Annotated in this window: 19 protein-coding genes and 1 riboswitch; of the genes, 10 read left to right on the top strand and 9 right to left on the bottom strand. The window is 37.4% G+C overall.

What is annotated here, in order from left to right:
- The first annotated feature begins 35 nt into the window (after positions 1-35).
- Both ACMGGO_RS14625 and ACMGGO_RS14620 read left to right on the top strand, forming a co-directional pair.
- Positions 36-731: a response regulator transcription factor gene (locus tag ACMGGO_RS14625; RefSeq protein WP_048390068.1), complete on the top strand. Its 696-nt coding sequence runs from the start codon at positions 36-38 to the stop codon at positions 729-731.
- Positions 709-2769 (top strand): HAMP domain-containing sensor histidine kinase, encoded by a 2061-nt coding sequence (locus tag ACMGGO_RS14620; RefSeq protein WP_420281986.1) that lies wholly within the window; start codon positions 709-711, stop codon positions 2767-2769. Before ACMGGO_RS14625 ends, ACMGGO_RS14620 begins: the two co-directional genes overlap by 23 nt.
- Positions 2770-2864: 95 nt before the next feature.
- Here ACMGGO_RS14620 and ACMGGO_RS14615 read toward each other — a convergent pair whose 3' ends face one another.
- The 4 genes from ACMGGO_RS14615 to ACMGGO_RS14600 form a co-directional block, all read right to left on the bottom strand.
- Positions 2865-3611, bottom strand: a complete 747-nt coding sequence (locus ACMGGO_RS14615) for an amino acid ABC transporter ATP-binding protein (protein WP_369580509.1) — start codon at positions 3609-3611, stop codon at positions 2865-2867.
- An 11-nt stretch (positions 3612-3622) separates the two neighbouring features.
- Complete coding sequence (locus ACMGGO_RS14610) at positions 3623-4279, bottom strand: amino acid ABC transporter permease (RefSeq protein ID WP_066037703.1); 657 nt, start codon at positions 4277-4279, stop codon at positions 3623-3625.
- A gap of 67 nt (positions 4280-4346) precedes the next feature.
- Positions 4347-5144, bottom strand: a complete 798-nt coding sequence (locus ACMGGO_RS14605; protein WP_054550807.1) for an amino acid ABC transporter substrate-binding protein — start codon at positions 5142-5144, stop codon at positions 4347-4349.
- A gap of 232 nt (positions 5145-5376) precedes the next feature.
- Positions 5377-5769, bottom strand: coding sequence for a ribonuclease HI family protein (locus tag ACMGGO_RS14600; protein ID WP_420281985.1), 393 nt, complete (start codon positions 5767-5769; stop codon positions 5377-5379).
- Between the two features lie 187 nt (positions 5770-5956).
- On the opposite strand from ACMGGO_RS14600, the gene ACMGGO_RS14595 reads away from it, so the two are divergent.
- The gene (locus ACMGGO_RS14595) at positions 5957-6148 is read left to right on the top strand and encodes a zinc-finger domain-containing protein (protein WP_004269383.1); all 192 of its coding nucleotides are present in this window, start codon (positions 5957-5959) and stop codon (positions 6146-6148) included.
- A gap of 66 nt (positions 6149-6214) precedes the next feature.
- Here ACMGGO_RS14595 and ACMGGO_RS14590 read toward each other — a convergent pair whose 3' ends face one another.
- Both ACMGGO_RS14590 and pepF read right to left on the bottom strand, forming a co-directional pair.
- Positions 6215-7198: an SEC-C domain-containing protein gene (locus tag ACMGGO_RS14590; protein ID WP_004269384.1), complete on the bottom strand. Its 984-nt coding sequence runs from the start codon at positions 7196-7198 to the stop codon at positions 6215-6217.
- Between the two features lie 227 nt (positions 7199-7425).
- Positions 7426-9240 (bottom strand): oligoendopeptidase F, encoded by a 1815-nt coding sequence (pepF, locus tag ACMGGO_RS14585; protein WP_259948656.1) that lies wholly within the window; start codon positions 9238-9240, stop codon positions 7426-7428.
- Between the two features lie 217 nt (positions 9241-9457).
- Between pepF and ACMGGO_RS14580 the strand changes: the two genes are divergently transcribed.
- Both ACMGGO_RS14580 and ACMGGO_RS14575 read left to right on the top strand, forming a co-directional pair.
- Positions 9458-9898, top strand: a complete 441-nt coding sequence (locus ACMGGO_RS14580; RefSeq protein ID WP_054550810.1) for a Dps family protein — start codon at positions 9458-9460, stop codon at positions 9896-9898.
- 190 nt (positions 9899-10088) lie between these two features.
- On the top strand, positions 10089-10526 hold the full coding sequence (locus ACMGGO_RS14575) for a general stress protein (protein WP_048390084.1): 438 nt from the start codon (positions 10089-10091) through the stop codon (positions 10524-10526).
- A 115-nt stretch (positions 10527-10641) separates the two neighbouring features.
- On the opposite strand, the gene ACMGGO_RS14570 is transcribed toward ACMGGO_RS14575, so the two are convergent.
- Together ACMGGO_RS14570 and ACMGGO_RS14565 are read right to left on the bottom strand one after the other, a co-directional pair.
- The gene (locus tag ACMGGO_RS14570; protein WP_420281984.1) at positions 10642-10788 is read right to left on the bottom strand and encodes a hypothetical protein; all 147 of its coding nucleotides are present in this window, start codon (positions 10786-10788) and stop codon (positions 10642-10644) included.
- 345 nt (positions 10789-11133) lie between these two features.
- Complete coding sequence (locus ACMGGO_RS14565) at positions 11134-12033, bottom strand: DMT family transporter (RefSeq protein ID WP_004269389.1); 900 nt, start codon at positions 12031-12033, stop codon at positions 11134-11136.
- A gap of 133 nt (positions 12034-12166) precedes the next feature.
- Between ACMGGO_RS14565 and ACMGGO_RS14560 the strand changes: the two genes are divergently transcribed.
- The 5 genes from ACMGGO_RS14560 (at position 12167) to ACMGGO_RS14540 (ending at position 16069) form a co-directional block, all read left to right on the top strand.
- Positions 12167-13048, top strand: coding sequence for a LysR family transcriptional regulator (locus tag ACMGGO_RS14560; protein ID WP_048390089.1), 882 nt, complete (start codon positions 12167-12169; stop codon positions 13046-13048).
- A 71-nt stretch (positions 13049-13119) separates the two neighbouring features.
- Positions 13120-13794: a phosphopantothenoylcysteine decarboxylase gene (locus ACMGGO_RS14555; RefSeq protein WP_048390090.1), complete on the top strand. Its 675-nt coding sequence runs from the start codon at positions 13120-13122 to the stop codon at positions 13792-13794.
- 102 nt (positions 13795-13896) lie between these two features.
- A complete protein-coding gene (locus ACMGGO_RS14550; protein WP_420281983.1) occupies positions 13897-14499 on the top strand; it encodes a TetR/AcrR family transcriptional regulator in 603 nt (200 codons plus the stop codon).
- Positions 14483-15577 (top strand): DUF418 domain-containing protein, encoded by a 1095-nt coding sequence (locus tag ACMGGO_RS14545; protein ID WP_420281982.1) that lies wholly within the window; start codon positions 14483-14485, stop codon positions 15575-15577. Before ACMGGO_RS14550 ends, ACMGGO_RS14545 begins: the two co-directional genes overlap by 17 nt.
- 170 nt (positions 15578-15747) lie before the next feature.
- Positions 15748-15843, top strand: a riboswitch (SAM riboswitch).
- Positions 15844-15913: 70 nt separating this feature from the next.
- Positions 15914-16069, top strand: coding sequence for a YezD family protein (locus tag ACMGGO_RS14540; protein WP_004269393.1), 156 nt, complete (start codon positions 15914-15916; stop codon positions 16067-16069).
- A 90-nt stretch (positions 16070-16159) separates the two neighbouring features.
- On the opposite strand, the gene ACMGGO_RS14535 is transcribed toward ACMGGO_RS14540, so the two are convergent.
- Positions 16160-16645 carry a flavin reductase family protein gene (locus tag ACMGGO_RS14535; RefSeq protein ID WP_048390098.1) on the bottom strand — a complete coding sequence of 162 codons (486 nt, stop codon included), beginning with the start codon at positions 16643-16645 and terminating at the stop codon, positions 16160-16162.
- Between the last annotated feature and the right edge of the window lie 62 nt (positions 16646-16707).

The raw sequence follows: 16707 nt of genomic DNA, 5'->3' as shown, positions 1-16707 counted from the left end.
GACATGAACCTAAAGCGGTGGAGGAGTGAATGTAGTTGAACATTTTGATTTGTGATGATGATAAAGAAATTGTTAGGGCGATTAGCATTTATTTAGAAAATGAGGGCTATCAAGTATTCAAAGCTTACAATGGGATAGAGGCAATCGATCTTATTCGAGATCACATTATTCATCTTATTATTATGGATATTATGATGCCCAAAATGGATGGGATTACGGCGACGATGAAGATTCGGCAAGATAATATGATTCCGTTAATTATGCTTTCTGCTAAATCAGAGGATTATGATAAAATACTGGGATTAAATATCGGAGCAGATGATTATATGGCCAAGCCGTTTAATCCATTAGAACTTGTGGCTAGAGTGAAATCGCAGCTCAGAAGGTATACGACCTTTGGAAGTCTTGAGAGGAGTAGTGCTGTATTTCAAACGGGTGGTCTTGTGATTGATGATGAACAGAAAATCATTACTGTTGATAAACAAGAGGTTCATTTGACACCAGTGCAATATAAAATCTTAAAGCTTCTCACAGCCAATGCTGGAAGAGTATTCACGATTGAAGAAATTTATGAAAAGGTATGGAATGTCAGGGCTATTAATCCTGAAAATACGGTTTCGGTTCATATTCGAAAGATTCGAGAAAAAATTGAAATTAATCCAAAAGAGCCGAAGTATTTAAAAGTTGTATGGGGAGTTGGGTATAAGGTTGAGAAAGTTGAGAAGTATTAGTCATGCACTTATTACGAAAGTAGTTGTGTTTCTAATTGCTGTCGCTTGTTTAACTGGTATAGCGAGAGTAATGATTAACATGGAATTTAATGAGATTCATCTTAGTAGTATAAATCAAGATAACTATTTTGAAAGTCGAGCATTCGCAGATGAAAGTTACAGCATTATTGCTCCTTTAGCGCAATTAATCGGAAAATACAAAAGTGAAGAATATATTTTAAGTGGGAAGACACTAACAGAAGAGGATAATAGAAGAATCGAAGAGGAATTATATTATGATTTTCGCAATTCTTACAGATATAATCCTAATTTGAGTGAAGAGGAAAATAAGCACATCTATCAGGAAAAATATGCAAAAGACATTGCTAGAACAAAAGATGAAAGTATGACAGAACAGGTAAGAAATTTTTATCAATTACGCAGTTCGCTCGAAGCCTATGAAGGAATTGTGTTTTATGCGAGTGACGGTGAACATAAGTTCTCCAATAGTGATCTCACTAAGAAAGAGCAATTTGAATCCTTTGATGCCTATATGTTATTTGAAGATTATCAACAAAAGCTTTACCCAAATGAAGTGAAAGAAAGTCAATACTTGGATTACTTTACACACGAAATTAACATGTTGAACCCACAAACAGATGTTATTTATGTGGCCTTTAAAGATTCTTACCTACAGCAAAAAATATCAGAATGGGAAAAAGATAAAGCAGCTGCCCAAGGTTTTCTGAATGAATGGATAGTATTTCTAGCAGGGTTTATTTTATGTTTTGTGTATTTAATCATAGTTATTGGAAGAACGCCATTTGATGAAGAAGAAATTCATTTCCATGTCATAGATAAACTTTATAATGATCTTAATATTGTGCTTATCGGTTGCTTAACAGCGATGTGGATCGCCATGATTGTTGAAGTCTTCCGTGATATGTACATGTTCTTCACCGTGCCTATTTTTATCATTGGCTTACTATTGATTTTATCACTCGTAAAGCATATTAAAAATAGAACGTTATTTCAGCATACACTCCTCTATCAACTTTTCAAAAAGCTATTTATTTTGCTGAAACATGTTTTTGACAGTGGCAGTACAGGCGTCAAAATTGTGCTGCTAATTATTGGCTATCCATTAGTAGTGGCTGCTACGTTTTTCATGTTTCCTATTACGATGGGGATTGCTGCCTGGTTGGCAATGAGAAAGGTGAAGTCGTTTAACCGCATTAAAGAGGGCGTAGAGCAAATTAAAAATGGAGATCTTCATCATCGAATTGAAGTTGACGGAAAAGGGGAGTTTAATCAACTTGCAGAAAATATTAACCGTATTACAGATGGGTTAAAAAAGGCAGTGGATAGTGAAATCAAGAGTGAGCGTTTAAAAACAGAACTTATTACGAATGTTTCGCATGATATTAGAACGCCTTTAACGTCAATTATTACGTATGTTGATTTATTGAAATTAGAAAACGATCCTAAAATGATTGAAGAATATGTAGATGTGTTAGATCAAAAATCGAAAAGACTCAAGCTTTTAACGGATGATTTATTTGAAGCGGCTAAAGCATCAAGTGGTAGTATACCTGTTCAGTTAGAACGGATTGATATCGTCTCATTACTAACGCAAGGAATTGGAGAAATGGATGAAAAAATTGAAGCCTCGTCATTAGATTTTAAGTTAGCCCATCCAACAGAAAAAGTGTATGTGAAGGCTGATGGTAAACTCCTATGGCGTTCCATCGAAAACTTATTCTCAAATATTTTTAAATACGCACTGCCTACATCAAGGGTATATATTGGTGTTGAAGATGTAGGGAATGAAATACTTGTGACATTTAAAAATATTTCAGCATATGAATTAAATATTTCAGTTGATGAGTTAATGGAACGCTTTAAACGAGGTGACGAATCAAGATCAAGTCAAGGTAGCGGATTAGGGTTGTCGATTGCTGAAAGCCTTATTCACATCCAGAATGGCAAATTCTTAGTTCAAGTAGATGGTGATTTATTTAAGGTCATGATTTATCTACCGAAATTTCCAAATGAATAATGTAATAAAGGAATAGGATACATGCGAGTCCTATTCCTTTTGTGTACGTAAAGAAGATAAAAAAAGAGAGCGGCATAAGCCAACTCTCCCTTAACTTAGTTAAGATTCTTTTGTAAAAATGCCTTTGTACGGTCGTTTTGAGGGTTTGTAAAGAAGTTGTCTGGATGATCAGATTCGATAATTTGACCACCATCCATAAAGACGACCTTATTTGCTACCTCTCGTGCAAAGCCCATTTCGTGTGTTACCACAATCATCGTCATCTGATCCTCTGCTAGGCTTTTCATAACCTTTAATACTTCGCCTGTCAGCTCAGGATCTAAGGCAGAGGTAGGCTCATCAAATAATAAAATTTGAGGATTCATCATAAGGGCACGTGCAATTGCTACCCGCTGTTTTTGGCCGCCAGAAAGATTAGCTGGATAAGCCTTGGCCTTGTCGGCAAGACCAATTTTTTGTAGTAGATCTTGACAGCGTTTTGTAATGGCTTCTGCCGATTCTGCTTTTAATAAGCTTGGTGCCATTTCAAGGTTTTGCTGAACGGTTAAGTGGGGGAACAGGTTAAAGTGTTGAAAGACCATTCCCATTTTAGCTGTGATTGCTTTGATGTCTTGTGGCTTTGTATATCGACCATCTTGCACTAAATAATCGCCATCTACTACAATACTGCCACCATCGATTTCTTCTAAATGTATTAAGCTTCGAAGCATTGTACTTTTCCCAGATCCAGAGGGACCGATAACTGCAATGACATCATTCTTCTCTACTGAAAATGTAATTTGTTTCAGAACCTCCACCTGATCGAAAGATTTCTTCAAATTTGTTACTTCCATTAATGCCATATGTGTCACCTCTATTCGAATTTAAAGCGTTTTTCTAGCCATTTAAAGAACACCGTCAAGACAAGGGTCATGACTAAGTAAATTGCACCAGCAATAAAGAACGGTGTAATTGTGAAGTCACGATTGACAGCTGTTTGCGCAAAATGTAGTAATTCTGGAACAGCAACTGCATAAAGTAGGGCTGTATCCTTAATTAGTGTAACGGATTCATTTGATAAAGCGGGTAAGGCGACACGAAACATTTGTGGCAAAATAACACGTGTCGTCGTTTGCCATTTGGATAAGCCGAGTACCTGGGCTGCCTCATATTGTCCTTTATCGATGGCAAGAAGACCACCACGGAATATTTCTGCAAAGTAGGCAGCATAATTTAAAATAAAGCCAAGACATGCAGCTACAAAACGATCCAATACTAAATATTCACCGATTACTGGCAGCATAGGTAGACCAAAGCAAATTAATAATAATTGTAGTAATAGTGGTGTACCACGCATGATATAAATATACGTATGTGCAAGCCAAGCGAGTGGTTTTATCCGACTTTTTACGGTGAGTGTTAGTAAAAAGCCAAATGGAATCGATACCAGAATGGCAATGAAGAACAGTAAAACTGTCATTTTTGCTCCTTCTAGCATCGGTAATATCATAGTTTGCCAGTAATCCGCCATAACGATGTCCCTCCAAAAAGAGTAAGAGTTCCGCTAAGGAAACTCTTACAGTTGATGTATCCTGTCATTATTTTAATACTTTATCTTCACCGAACCATTTTGTTGAAATGTCAGCCGCAGTACCGTCTTCATTCATTTTGTCTAACGCGGCTTGTAGTTTTTCTAATAAGGCTTCATTTCCTGGTTTCACACCAATACCGTATTGCTCAGGTGCGAGTGATTCCTCTAATAATTTGAATGTGTCAGGCTCTTGTGTCATGTAATATTCTGCAACTACAGCATCAATTACCACAGCATCAACACGGCCTGTTTTTAAGTCTGATAATGCTAAAACATTATCCGCAAATTCTGTAATTTTTTTCACTTCTTTGTGAATTGGATTACCGTTTAATGCATCGGCTGCAGAAGAAAGGGATTGAATACCTACTTCTTGTCCAGCTAAATCACTTAGCTTCGTAATCTTTGAATCTGCCTTTGTTATTACAACTTGAGAGTTTTCAAGATAAGGCTTTGTAAATAAAACTTTTTCCTTACGTTCATCTGTAATGGTATAACCGTTCCATATTAAATCAATACGTCCACTTAATAATTCAGCCTCTTTTGTTTTCCAATCGATTGGCTGGAATTCTGCTTCAACGCCCATATGCTCTGCTGCAGCGCGAGCTAAATCAATATCGAATCCAACGATGTCATTTTTATCATCGCGGAAGCCCATTGGTGCAAATTTATCGTCAATTCCAATAATAATTTTTTCTTGATCTGCTGCTGTTTCGTCTTTTTCTGCTGTCTTTTCTTTTGAAGTACCGCATGCTGCTAAAACGATGACAGCTGTCAGCATCATAAATAAAGTCAATACACGTTTCATTTTAGTTTCCCCCTATAATCTAACGCTTTCGCTTGCTAAACTACTAATGTGTTAAAGGATAACATCGTACTCTAACAATGTCAATATCGTTTTGGATTAATCAGAAAATGAGCGGCGTTATCTAGCATTTTTTTGAATATCATAAAATTATGAAATTGGGGGAAAGTAAGTAACTGAAGAATAGGGAAAAGAAAAAGGGACTGCTCCAATAGAACAGTCCTGTGAAATGAGGCTAGCCATTTTTGCTTTGGATTGCTTTTCGTGCCAAGGCATCAGCCGCTTTATTTTGTGAGTCGGGCACCCATTTGATAAAGAATAAATCAAAGCTAGTGGCAAGCGCTAAAGCTTTTTCTAAATAAGGTTTAAATTCCTCATTTTTCACATATTCTTTTTCCATAGAAGCAACAACGATTTTGGAATCTGAACGCACCGAGACAAGAGGGGAGCCTAGCTTTTGTGCTTCTTCAAGACCACGAACCAATGCCGAAAATTCAGCAATATGGTTGTTTGTTTCACCAATATACTCGCTGATTTGGATCTGGTGACCTTCACCTTTAATAAATATTCCTATACCACTTGGCCCGGGATTTCCTGCACTGGCAGCATCTATATAAACCACTAACATATCATCCCTACTTTGCGTTTTGACTTCTCTATAATTGTACAACAAGGCTATGGGCAAAGCATCCTTGTGGGGCAATTCGTGTTTGAAAAAAATACGTTGGAAGTAAACAAAATAGTTGCTTGTTGAAATTGAACGCTTCATAATAGTAGGAAGTGAATTTTGGACGTGAAAGGAGCGAGAGTTCAACATGGATAAAGTGACGGTTATGAAGGATATTGATGAACTGCATGATACGTATTGTTCGGATTGCTTAGTGATTAAGCAATTACGTAAAGAACGTGGTAAACCAGGGGCTCATCGTTTCTGCATTGAAGCCTGTTCAGTTGGAGAAAAGCTACAGTTCCTAGGGGAAGAACTTTTAAAAGTTTATAGCAAATAAACACATGAGAAAAAGCTACATGTATTAGCAAAACGCTAGTACATGTAGCTTCTTTAATTGTCAAGATTATTTCGTTTCAGCATAGCTGCTTAGATCTTGGTAATACTTTGTAAGAGAGGAAGCCGAAATATCGAATGTCGCAGCGATTTCTTTTACCGTCATAGAAAGGGACTCAAACAGCTCCTTTTCCTGACCGTAACGAATAGCACCAGCTGCAATGGCCGCTTCTTTACGCGCAGTCGGTTGACCTTCAATTAAATAGTCTTCTAAAAGCTCAAGCATCGGTGCTGTTTCACGCTCATTTTGCTCTAGGAAGTCTTTTACTTGTGTCAGGACATTGCTCTCAAAGTTTGAAAATTCCTCACCTTTATAGCCATTTGATACTAATAACTCCCAAAATGCTAGGTGCTCTTCTTTTAAGAAGGAGCCAACCTTCTTCTCTGAAGCCTCAAAGCGCTTCTTAAATTCTTCAAAGACCTTCGCATGATCCTCTGGGAAGAAAATCAGTGTAGACACAGCTAAATAATGAGCCGATTTCTTCGTGCCATCTGGTAAAATGAAGGCAAATACATGCATACCTTCAGGAATCGGTTTGTTATTTTCACGTCGAATATAAAGTTCATCATTTGTAAGTATATGATTAGCCTTGAAATATTTTTCCTCAACAACAGACACCGTACCAATAAATAAAGTAGGCTGAGACCAATCTTCAAGTACTTTGACTGTAGAAGGTCTTACCGCTTTTTTCTTCGTTTTCTTCAAATAATTTTTCCAAATAGATGGCTCTTGATGGAAGAAAAAGTCGTCTAAAGCGATGGCTTCAATAAGCTCTCGCTGTAAAACGCTCTCTAATTTAGGCTGCCATGTGCCCACATGCTCAATATAGGCACGAACATCTTTACGTTCTGGATATTCTAAGTAAAATGTTTGTAGCACACGCTCTAATTCTTCGATTTGTACTGCTTCCACTGTTACTTGTTGTTTGCCTTCACAACATTTTTTATATTTTTTGCCGCTACCGCATGGGCATGGATCATTACGTTTTACCATAATTAGAACACTTCCTTTAATCATTGTTAATCGTATATTGCTAAATAATTTGCGTACTCTTAATAATAACGGTACTTTTGTATGAAGAAAAATGATTGTCTATTTTGAAATATCTAAAAAATATAGAGGGACGCCCTGATTCTAGTATATGTACGTATTTTTATACTTAGAACTAAAAAAAGAAAACGATCTATACCTTGAATAGGCAGGACCGTTTTCTAGTTAAATTATTGCTGAACCGCTTCGATTTCCACTGTTAGACGTTCAAGCTCATCAATTAAATGGCCAATGTAGGCAATTGTATCACGAAGTGGTTGGTCAGTCGTAATATCAACACCAGCCATTTGCGCTAACTCCACTGGTGATTTTGTACCGCCAGCCCGAAGAACTGCTAGCCAATCTTCAACAGCTGGAGCGCCCTCTTTTAAAATACGTTGAGACACTTGTGTGGAGATGGTTAACCCTGCACTATATGTGTATGGATAAAGGCCCATATAATAGTGCGGCTGACGCATCCATGTGAGTTCAGCACCTTCAGAAATAGCGACTGTATCGCCCCAGAAATCTTCCAACACGGAACGTTTTAATTGATTGAGGATGGTTGCATTAACTGCTTCTCCAGCATCAATTAATTCATATACTTTGCGTTGATAGGCAGCTTCTAGTAAATGTGTAACAAAGTTATGATAATATGTTTTCGCTACAATATTGGAAATTACCCAACGTTTAAAGCGCAGATCTTCATTATGTGTTAGTAAATAATTCGCTAACAGCATTTCATTCATTGTCGATGGCGCTTCAATAAAGTATAGAGATGGTCGACTATTAAGATAAGATTGATGCTCATACGTATTTGCAAAATGTCCAGCATGACCAAGCTCATGAATAAGTGTAAAGACTTCATTCATTTGTTCATTCCAAGACATTAAAATATAAGGATGGCTTCCATACGGACTTGAACAAAATGCCCCTGTAGATTTTCCTTTGTTTGGCGCATAGTCAATCCAGCGTTCATTAAAAGCTCTCTCCATTAATTGATTATAGTCTTCACCCATAACGGCTAATGCCTTTTCAACATATTCTTTTGCCTCAGCCATTGATAATCTTGGATCATACTCAGGATCCAGCGCAATTTTTAAATCTGCAAATGTCATTTGGTCGATTCCGTTGGCTTTTTGAATTAACGTTGCATAGCGACGCATATGCGGGGCAAGCTCTTTTGTAATTAAATCAATTTGACGATTATAGAGCGAACGATCGACATCTTGATCAAATAATAAATAATCAATGACAGAATTAAAGCCTCTTAGGTCAGCCATTGTTTTTTCTTGTTGAATATGTGTGTTATATACTTGTGCCGTTGTATGCTGGTAATCGCGTAGCTTGCTTGAAAAAGCTTGAAAGGCAGCACGGCGTACATCTGTATTTGCTTCAAACTCCCAGTCATTTTCGTACAGCACAAAGCTAAGAGGATGCTTTTCGCCATTGGCTTCAAATTCGCCAAAATCCATGTCCACTAATTTCGTCGTATTGTACGTTTTATATGGCGCGTCAAATGTGGCACTGAAGGCTGCCAGCGCTTTTTCCACTTCAGGATGGAGCTGGTGAGGTTTTCGTTTTAATAATTCCTCTAGATATCGTTTGTAAAGAGGGCTTAATGTCGCTGCTTCTTGTAAAACAGCTTCATCCAATGCCAGTAACTCGCTGCGCACGAAGGATAGTGCACTGCTGACTTTTCCTATAGCTGTACCAAACTTTGCCGCACGCATTTGTGCTACATCATTTGTGCGATCTGTCTCAAGATTTAAGCTTGCATATGTGCCAATCGGAACAAACTTTTTTTGTAGCTCTTCAAAGGCTGTTAACACGTCGATTACTTTTTGTGCATTTGTAATCGTACCTTTGTATTGTTGCTCGAAGCTAAGTGCATCTTCCACTAATTGTGCTAAGGTAGGTTCAAAATCAGCCTCATTGCTCAATAAATCTGTTAAATCCCAAGTTTCCTCTACTGCAACATCTTTTCGTAATGGTAAAACTTTCATTTATGGACACCCCTTTACATATAAGTGATTTCATTATAACGAAACTATTTCGGAAAGTGAAATAATTTCATAGAATAGTTGAAATATTCTTACTCTAAATCGTTTCTCATGAAGGATGTTTGAAATATTGTCGGTCGGGAACAATGAGTGTATAGCCAACATCTTTTATTACTCATACTAATGGCTAGAACAAGACATATTGGAGGAGAAATTGATTATGACACAAAACTTAAACAAACAATTAAATAAGCTAGTGGCGACATGGTCTGTGCTTTATACAAAGCTACACAATTATCATTGGTATGTCACAGGTCCAGCCTTCTTTACACTGCATGCAAAATTTGAAGAGCTATATAATGAAACAACATTGAATTTAGATGAAATAGCAGAGCGTATTTTATCAAAGGATGGCAAGCCAGTGGCAACATTAAAAGAGCATCTAGAGCTATCCTATGTAGATGAAGCAACAGGTGAAGAAACGACAGAGGACATGGTTGCAACGACAATCTCAGATTTCCAAAAGCTGATGAAAGCTTTAAATTCTACAATGGAGCTAGCCGCAGAAGAAGGAGACGACCGTACAGAGGATTTACTCAATGCCATGTATCAGTCTCTTGAAAAGCATACATGGATGTTAAAGGCCTTTCTTGACAAGTAAAAATTGACAATTTGCATGCTGAAGAAGAAATTCTCTCCAGCATGCTTTTTTTCTGCCCTGAACTTATTATGTCAAATCAGCAACGTAGTTTAAGGCAATTTAACAATTATTACAGTTTAGTAAAATGGGTTTGTTTGTGTGTAGTGCGGGTAATTACCTAGTAAGCCATACAACATAGGAGGAATTGAACATGATGAATGAACAAAATCCAAAAATTGAGGTGGCCCATACAAGGGATGAAATGCTTCACATTTTAGAGAATATGCGAATGGAAGGTTATCACCAAGACGATATTCATATTATTGCGAGAGATCCCCAACAGTTTGAGGATGTAAAATGGGATGCCGATGTGCAAACGCATGAGGCTGGAAATTGGGTAGATCAATTTAAATCTTGGTTTACAGGCGACTCAGCCGTTACAGAGGGTTTAAAACGATTTAATCTGTCAGAGGGACAAATCGCTTACTATGCGCATCTTGTAGAACAAGGAAGTATTGTCTTATATGCAGAACATGAGGATGACGTCGATACACTCCAAACATATCCAGAGACTGCTGAAGAGCAAGAGGAGCGTTTAAGAAATCAACAGCGTATGGCAGAAGCAGAGCAATATAGAAGATTTTTATAATGAATCAAACTAACGAGATATGACTATTCCTTGCTAGTTTGAATATAGACAAAGTCGATTGTTTCGACTTTGTCTATTATTTTATCTAGCATTTCTTGAAAAGAAGGGCTATTTTTTAAATGCCATCTTTATATTTAGAAATGTTATTTTTCGTATTTAGTATTGAGAGAATAGGATCACTTGTTTTCTTTTTAAAAGGTTGCGAAAGCAGGTCTTGTAAATTAGTAGATTCTCTAATATCAAGGCTTTGTTTGGTTTCCATGAGGAGAACCCTTTGTCCTGTTGGTTTGACAAGGTATTGACGTACATAGCCATTTTCGTATCTGACCTCAATTTTCGATTTGTTCTTTTTTCGTCTTCCTCTTCACGGCCACCGACATGTCTCATTAAATCCAGTAGGTTTTGTGTTTGAATTGGTTGATTATCCTTGGTTGGTAAATAATATGACGTATGTAAGGTTTGAATTTGCATGTATGAATCTCCTTTATTTTCGTCCCTGTAAAAATTATACTATTTTACATGTAATCGTGCTATAAATTCAATACATAGTAGAAAAGGAAGCTTGAGAAATAACTCTCAGCTTCCTTTTTTATTCATATGCACTATATTATTGTATGACTTTTTCCTGTGCATCCTTTTTCATAAAACGTAATACATGGAAATGCTCTAATTGTGCTACTAAATTCCCTATAAGAATGAAGCTGCCACCAATCATTAATTTCATTGTTATGCCTTCTCCGATAAACATCATGGCAAACATAGCGGCAAAAATTGGTTCTAAGGAGAATATAAGACCTGTATGTGTAGCAGAAGTATACTGTTGTGCAACAGTTTGACCCACAAAGCAAAACGCACTACAGATGATGCCAAGCCCTAAAATTGCAATCCAGGATATTGCTGAATTTGGCATTGTCGGTGTTTCGAATAGAAAGGTTAACACAAGTGCATAAATACCAGCAAAGCCAAGCTGATAAATTCCGTATGAAATGGACTCTACATTTCGTGTGAATGAGCTATTTAAAAGTAAATAAATTGAATAACATAACGCAGCAATTGCTACTAATAAATCACCTTTATGGAATGTGAATGAGCCGTGTGCTGTTAAGACGGTAATACCAATCATGGTACAAATGATTGCAAAGCTAACTGCTCGAGAAGGTAATTTTTTTTCAATAAAGCTGCTGAAAATCGGCACTAACACGACCGTTAGGCTTAAGATGAAGCCAGCATTTGAAACAGAAGTAGATTGTAAACCAAATAAACTTAACGCGAACACAATGAATAATAAAAATCCTTGAATAGCCGCATATTTTAATGTTTTACCATTTACTTTGATCATCCGTTTGTAAAAAATAAGTCCTGCTACGAAAAATGCGATGATACAACGTAATGCCACCACATTATAAACTGCCAACGTTTCTAGCCCCATGACCATAAAGGTATAAGAGAGCCCCCAAAACATTGTGACAATAACCATCAATACATTTGCTTTTCCTTGGATACTCATTATGTTCACCTACCATCTGTGTACTAAAACAGTTTTATACTAAAAATTACTATATATCTTGTGTTGTGATTAGTAAAACGAATGTTTATAATGAATAGGATTAAAAAAATTCATGTATATAGAGGGATTGCGGATGAGCTTAGTGAAATATGAGATTTTAACAAAGGTGGCAGAGGTGGCAAGCTTTACAAAAGCAGCTGATGCGCTAGGGTTAACACAATCTGCTGTGAGTCATGCCGTGTCGAGTTTAGAAAAAGAGTTTGGCTTTGCGCTCATTCATCGAAGTCGTGTGGGTGTGACATTAACGAGTGAGGGACAAACAATGCTAAGGGCAATGCGTCAGGTTTTGGATGCTCAGGAATTATTGCAACAGGAAGCAGCTCACATTCATGGCGTGACACGAGGTAAGGTTCGAATTGGTGTGATATCGAGTATTTCTTCAAATTGGATGCCAGAGATTGTTCGAATTATGGATAATCAATTTCCAGGGATACAGGTGGAGTTACGAGAGGGAGATTACTATGAAATTGAACAATGGCTTTTAAGTGGTGAAGTAGAAGCAGGATTTTTGAATGGTCAAAAGTCAGAGCAATATCAGTTCACTGAGCTCCAACAAGACCCATTATTATGTATTGTTTCGGATAAAAGTCCATTGTTTGATAAGACAGAAATTGATATCGTAGATTTAGAGGATATGCCATTTATTATGACTTCCTATAAAGGAACAAATGATGTCAAGGTGCTATTAGAGCAATATCATGTTAAGCCGAATATCCGCTTTGAGCTTTCCGAGGAGGTAGGGATTCTTTCCATGATTTCTCATCATTTAGGGATCAGTATTTTACCTCAGTTGGTTATTCAAAATTTACCGCCAACATTGAGAGCGATTCCGTTAAAGCAAGGTGGCTACCGAACGATTGGTATTGCCATGAAACACCATGCTTCGCCCGTCACAAAGAAATTTGCAGAGATATTAAGTGCTTGGCTAAAAGAACAAAACAGCTCCCTAAAATAGTGGCTATTGAAGCCTATCCTTACATTACGTTAAAATAGTATTTGTATATATTTCAGAAAATAGGTGAGTGTATGGGGACATTACAGGGCAAAACCGTACTCATTACAAGTGGGGGAACACTTGAAAAATGGGATCGTGTACGAGGTCATACGAATTTATCAAAAGGCACAATGGGGTGTTATTTAGCAGAGGCGGCGCTGGCTGCTGGCGCTAACGTAGTATACATGCATGGTTACTTTGCACAGCTCCCAGAAAACCAAAATGATATGACATTGATACAATTTGAAGGCATAGAGGATTTAGGACAAAAGGTGCGTCATGCAGTTCAACAACAACATGTCGATATCGTTATTATGGCGGCTGCGGGCTCTGATTGGGTCATTGACAAAGTATATGATCAATCAGGTAATTTAATGGAGGAAACGGGGAAAATGCCTTCTGACGAACCACCTATTATTCATTTTAAAAAAGCACCAAAAGTATTAGGTCAAATTAAGGGATGGCAACCGAATGTAACGTTAGTAGGCTTTAAGCTCGAAGCAACGAATGATGAGGAATTCTTGTTAGCTCGTGCCAGACTGCGTATGGAAACAGCCAATGCACAATTTATGGTAGCAAATAGCTCTCAGTCTTTATATGGGGGGGATGAACCTCATTGGATTGTACCTGCTGATGGACAGCCTCTTAAAGTAATGGGCAAGCAAAAAACAGCAGAAGCTTTAATGATGTATTTACAAAATCAATAAATGTGAACTGTGTAGAGAAATATTTCTACACAGTTTTTTCTTGTCTAAAAGGTTAGCATCCTATAATATTTACTTAACGGTCGGTAAAAAAGGAGGGTAATAATGGGAAATAAAGAACAAACTTTTCGCAAGATTATAGAAATTGCTTATGTGATGTTTGCGGAAAATGGATTTGAAAAAACAAGCTTAGCAATGATTGCTACAGAGGTCGGTATTTCAAAACCAGCCATTTACTATTATTTTCAATCAAAAGATCAATTAATCGCTTTCATATTTGATGAATTGTATAAAGAAATTCAACATGATGTCGCTGTGGATTATAAAGAGCTTTCTTCTGCTAATTTTAAGGAGGAATTACTTAAGCTAGGCTATAAATCTATTGAGGCACAGGACAAGGACCCTTATTTTAATAAAATATTTAATCAATATGTACTATTAGCGGCCCGCGATGAAAACTATAAAAGACAATTAGTAGAGCTAGAAACCAGCTTTTTAACGAGCTTTGTTGCTATCCTACGATATGGCGTACAGCTAGGCGTGCTAGAGGATACTCCACATATAGAAGCGAAGGCACAGATGCTAGCCCTCGTCTATGATAATATCGGTAATTTCATGTTAACAGGCAACCAATTGAACTATAGGGCTATTTGGAAGGAGGCAGTGAATAGCGTTATCCAAGGGGGCAAAGATGACAAAAAGAAATGATGATCGGCGCATTGAAGGTCTTGATTTTGCAAGAGCTCTCGCTATGCTAGGTATGTTTATTGTCAATTTTGGTGTCGTAACGGGTTCTACAACGAATGGGTCAACATGGTTGATTGCCTTACAAAATATGTTTGAGGGGCGTGCCTCGGCCGTATTTGTCATGCTAGCAGGAATAGGGACAGCCTTAATGACTCGTCAGGCTAGAGAGAGTAAGGACCCAATCCTTCTTCGTCAAAATCGACTTACTTTGTGGAAGAGGGCGCTTTTGTTATTTACGATAGGGATAATATTATATGCAATCGGCTGGACAGGAGATATCTTACATTATTATGGCGTGTATATGTTTGTTGCTGCTTGGTTGATTGCCCAATCCAAGAAAATGATGATCTTCATAATCGGTGCCATCCTTATCCTTTCACAATGGCTTCAAATTCAATTTAGTTACCTTGCTGGTTGGCATCCAACATATGTGCTACTAGAGTATCTTGATTTTTGGACACCAGCAGGATTTATAAGAAATTTGATGTTTAATGGCTATCATCCACTATTCCCCTGGATTTGCTTCTTTCTGATAGGTATGGTAATGGGCACATTAGATTTAACAAATCATACATTAAGAAAAAACTTACTGGTGATAGGTTTATTGTTAGTCATCATGACTGAGACTTGTTCAACGTTATTCATTAAGATGACAACCATTCATTTATTAGATGTAGAGAGTGCATTGTACTTATTTGATACAGGACCGATTCCACCGAATATGATGTATGTCCTATCTAATTCGGCTTCGGCTATTGTCATCATTGTTAGCTCCATCTATCTTGTAGAGACATGTAAAAATAAAGTTATTCAATCTTTCATATTAACAGGACAAATGTCTTTAACGCATTATGTTGGCCATGTTGTTATAGGCATTGGAATACTAATTATTTGCCAAAAGCTGGAGAACCAAACACTTGCTTTTTCCATGCTGTATGCCTGCTGTTATTTTTTAGGATGTGTCGTTGTTTCTGTATGGTGGAGGACTAAACATCATCGAGGCCCACTTGAATTCATGATGAGGAAATGGAGCTTGTAATAAATTAATGGATTGCCATCTATTTCTCACTGACTAGGCATAAAATACTTTAGGTTTAGGGAGTCTTTTAATCTAAACGACATATTGCATAGTATTCAACTAGGTTTTCTAATATTTTGTATTGACATTCCTATAGCAGAATTATAGAATTATTTTCAAGAAACGCAGTACTCTTATCAAGAGAGGTGGAGGGACTTGGCCCAATGAAGCCTCGGCAACCGAACAACAGGTGCCAAATCCAACAGATGGTGTCTGAGAGATAGGAGGGGCTATCAATCAGTTTGATGCGTTGGCCTCTTTATGAACAATAAGGATAAAAAAGAAGGGGTGTATCGTATGGCTCAGTCAGTAAAAGTAGATGATAAGAAACTAGAGGCAATTGCGAAGGCGATTCAAAATCTTGAATTTGGTGAAGTGCATATTACGATTCAAGATGGTGTGATTGTGCAAATTAATAGGCTTGAAAAGCAGAGATTTCCGCAGAAAAAATAACAATGATTTCAGTAGAACTTATGTCAAACGGCCACCTATAAGCATGAAGGATTTCCTATGCTTACAAGTGGCCCTTTTTTTGTGTAAAGACTAGCTATAAAAGCTTTTTGGTATGGGACCGATATGACGGCGATGATAAAGCAAAGGCTCTTTTTGAGCATTTGTAATGTCTACGACCTGCCCAATAAAAATGGTATGGTCGCCAGCATCGATTTGCTGAAATGTTTTACATTGTAAATTAGCTGCTGTATCATGTAAAATCGGTAGTCCTAAAGAGGAAGTTGACCATTTTGCTTGTGCAAAGCGATCAGGGATTTTACTGGCAAATAGTGTACATAAATGCTCTTGATCACTCGCTAAAATATTGACCGCAAAATTTGGCGCAGTCGTGAAATAAGGATGGAGCTGAGATTTTTTATCGAGTGACCACAAAATAAGGAGCGGGTCGATTGAAACAGATGCAAAGGAATTGACGGTTAAGCCAATCGGTTTTGTGTCATGACATGTCGTGACAACTGTTACGCCTGTAGGATAATTACCTAATGCCAATTTAAAAGCAGCTACTAAATCTGTCATTCAAATCACCTCTTTATGAAATTAGTGAACGGAGTTTGTAGGTAAACGAAACTTTTTTTCAT

The sequence above is a fragment of the Lysinibacillus sp. BNK-21 genome, from assembly GCF_048684915.1.
Taxonomy (GTDB): Bacteria; Bacillota; Bacilli; order Bacillales_A; family Planococcaceae; genus Lysinibacillus; species Lysinibacillus capsici.
This window is presented reverse-complemented; position numbering and strand designations above follow the sequence as displayed.

Excerpts from the sequence above, each read along its gene's own strand:
- ACMGGO_RS14545 (WP_420281982.1), top strand. The coding sequence starts at position 14,483 with ATGACAAAAAGAAATGATGATCGGCGCATTGAAGGTCTTGATTTTGCA.
- ACMGGO_RS14560 (WP_048390089.1), top strand. The coding sequence starts at position 12,167 with ATGAGCTTAGTGAAATATGAGATTTTAACAAAGGTGGCAGAGGTGGCA.
- ACMGGO_RS14610 (WP_066037703.1), bottom strand. The coding sequence starts at position 4,279 with ATGGCGGATTACTGGCAAACTATGATATTACCGATGCTAGAAGGAGCA.
- ACMGGO_RS14615 (WP_369580509.1), bottom strand. The coding sequence starts at position 3,611 with ATGGCATTAATGGAAGTAACAAATTTGAAGAAATCTTTCGATCAGGTG.
- ACMGGO_RS14590 (WP_004269384.1), bottom strand. The coding sequence starts at position 7,198 with ATGGTAAAACGTAATGATCCATGCCCATGCGGTAGCGGCAAAAAATAT.
- ACMGGO_RS14555 (WP_048390090.1), top strand. The coding sequence starts at position 13,120 with ATGGGGACATTACAGGGCAAAACCGTACTCATTACAAGTGGGGGAACA.
- ACMGGO_RS14600 (WP_420281985.1), bottom strand. The coding sequence starts at position 5,769 with ATGTTAGTGGTTTATATAGATGCTGCCAGTGCAGGAAATCCCGGGCCA.
- ACMGGO_RS14580 (WP_054550810.1), top strand. The coding sequence starts at position 9,458 with ATGACACAAAACTTAAACAAACAATTAAATAAGCTAGTGGCGACATGG.
- ACMGGO_RS14575 (WP_048390084.1), top strand. The coding sequence starts at position 10,089 with ATGATGAATGAACAAAATCCAAAAATTGAGGTGGCCCATACAAGGGAT.
- ACMGGO_RS14565 (WP_004269389.1), bottom strand. The coding sequence starts at position 12,033 with ATGAGTATCCAAGGAAAAGCAAATGTATTGATGGTTATTGTCACAATG.
- pepF (WP_259948656.1), bottom strand. The coding sequence starts at position 9,240 with ATGAAAGTTTTACCATTACGAAAAGATGTTGCAGTAGAGGAAACTTGG.
- ACMGGO_RS14570 (WP_420281984.1), bottom strand. The coding sequence starts at position 10,788 with ATGGAAACCAAACAAAGCCTTGATATTAGAGAATCTACTAATTTACAA.
- ACMGGO_RS14595 (WP_004269383.1), top strand. The coding sequence starts at position 5,957 with ATGGATAAAGTGACGGTTATGAAGGATATTGATGAACTGCATGATACG.
- ACMGGO_RS14550 (WP_420281983.1), top strand. The coding sequence starts at position 13,897 with ATGGGAAATAAAGAACAAACTTTTCGCAAGATTATAGAAATTGCTTAT.
- ACMGGO_RS14535 (WP_048390098.1), bottom strand. The coding sequence starts at position 16,645 with ATGACAGATTTAGTAGCTGCTTTTAAATTGGCATTAGGTAATTATCCT.
- ACMGGO_RS14605 (WP_054550807.1), bottom strand. The coding sequence starts at position 5,144 with ATGAAACGTGTATTGACTTTATTTATGATGCTGACAGCTGTCATCGTT.
- ACMGGO_RS14540 (WP_004269393.1), top strand. The coding sequence starts at position 15,914 with ATGGCTCAGTCAGTAAAAGTAGATGATAAGAAACTAGAGGCAATTGCG.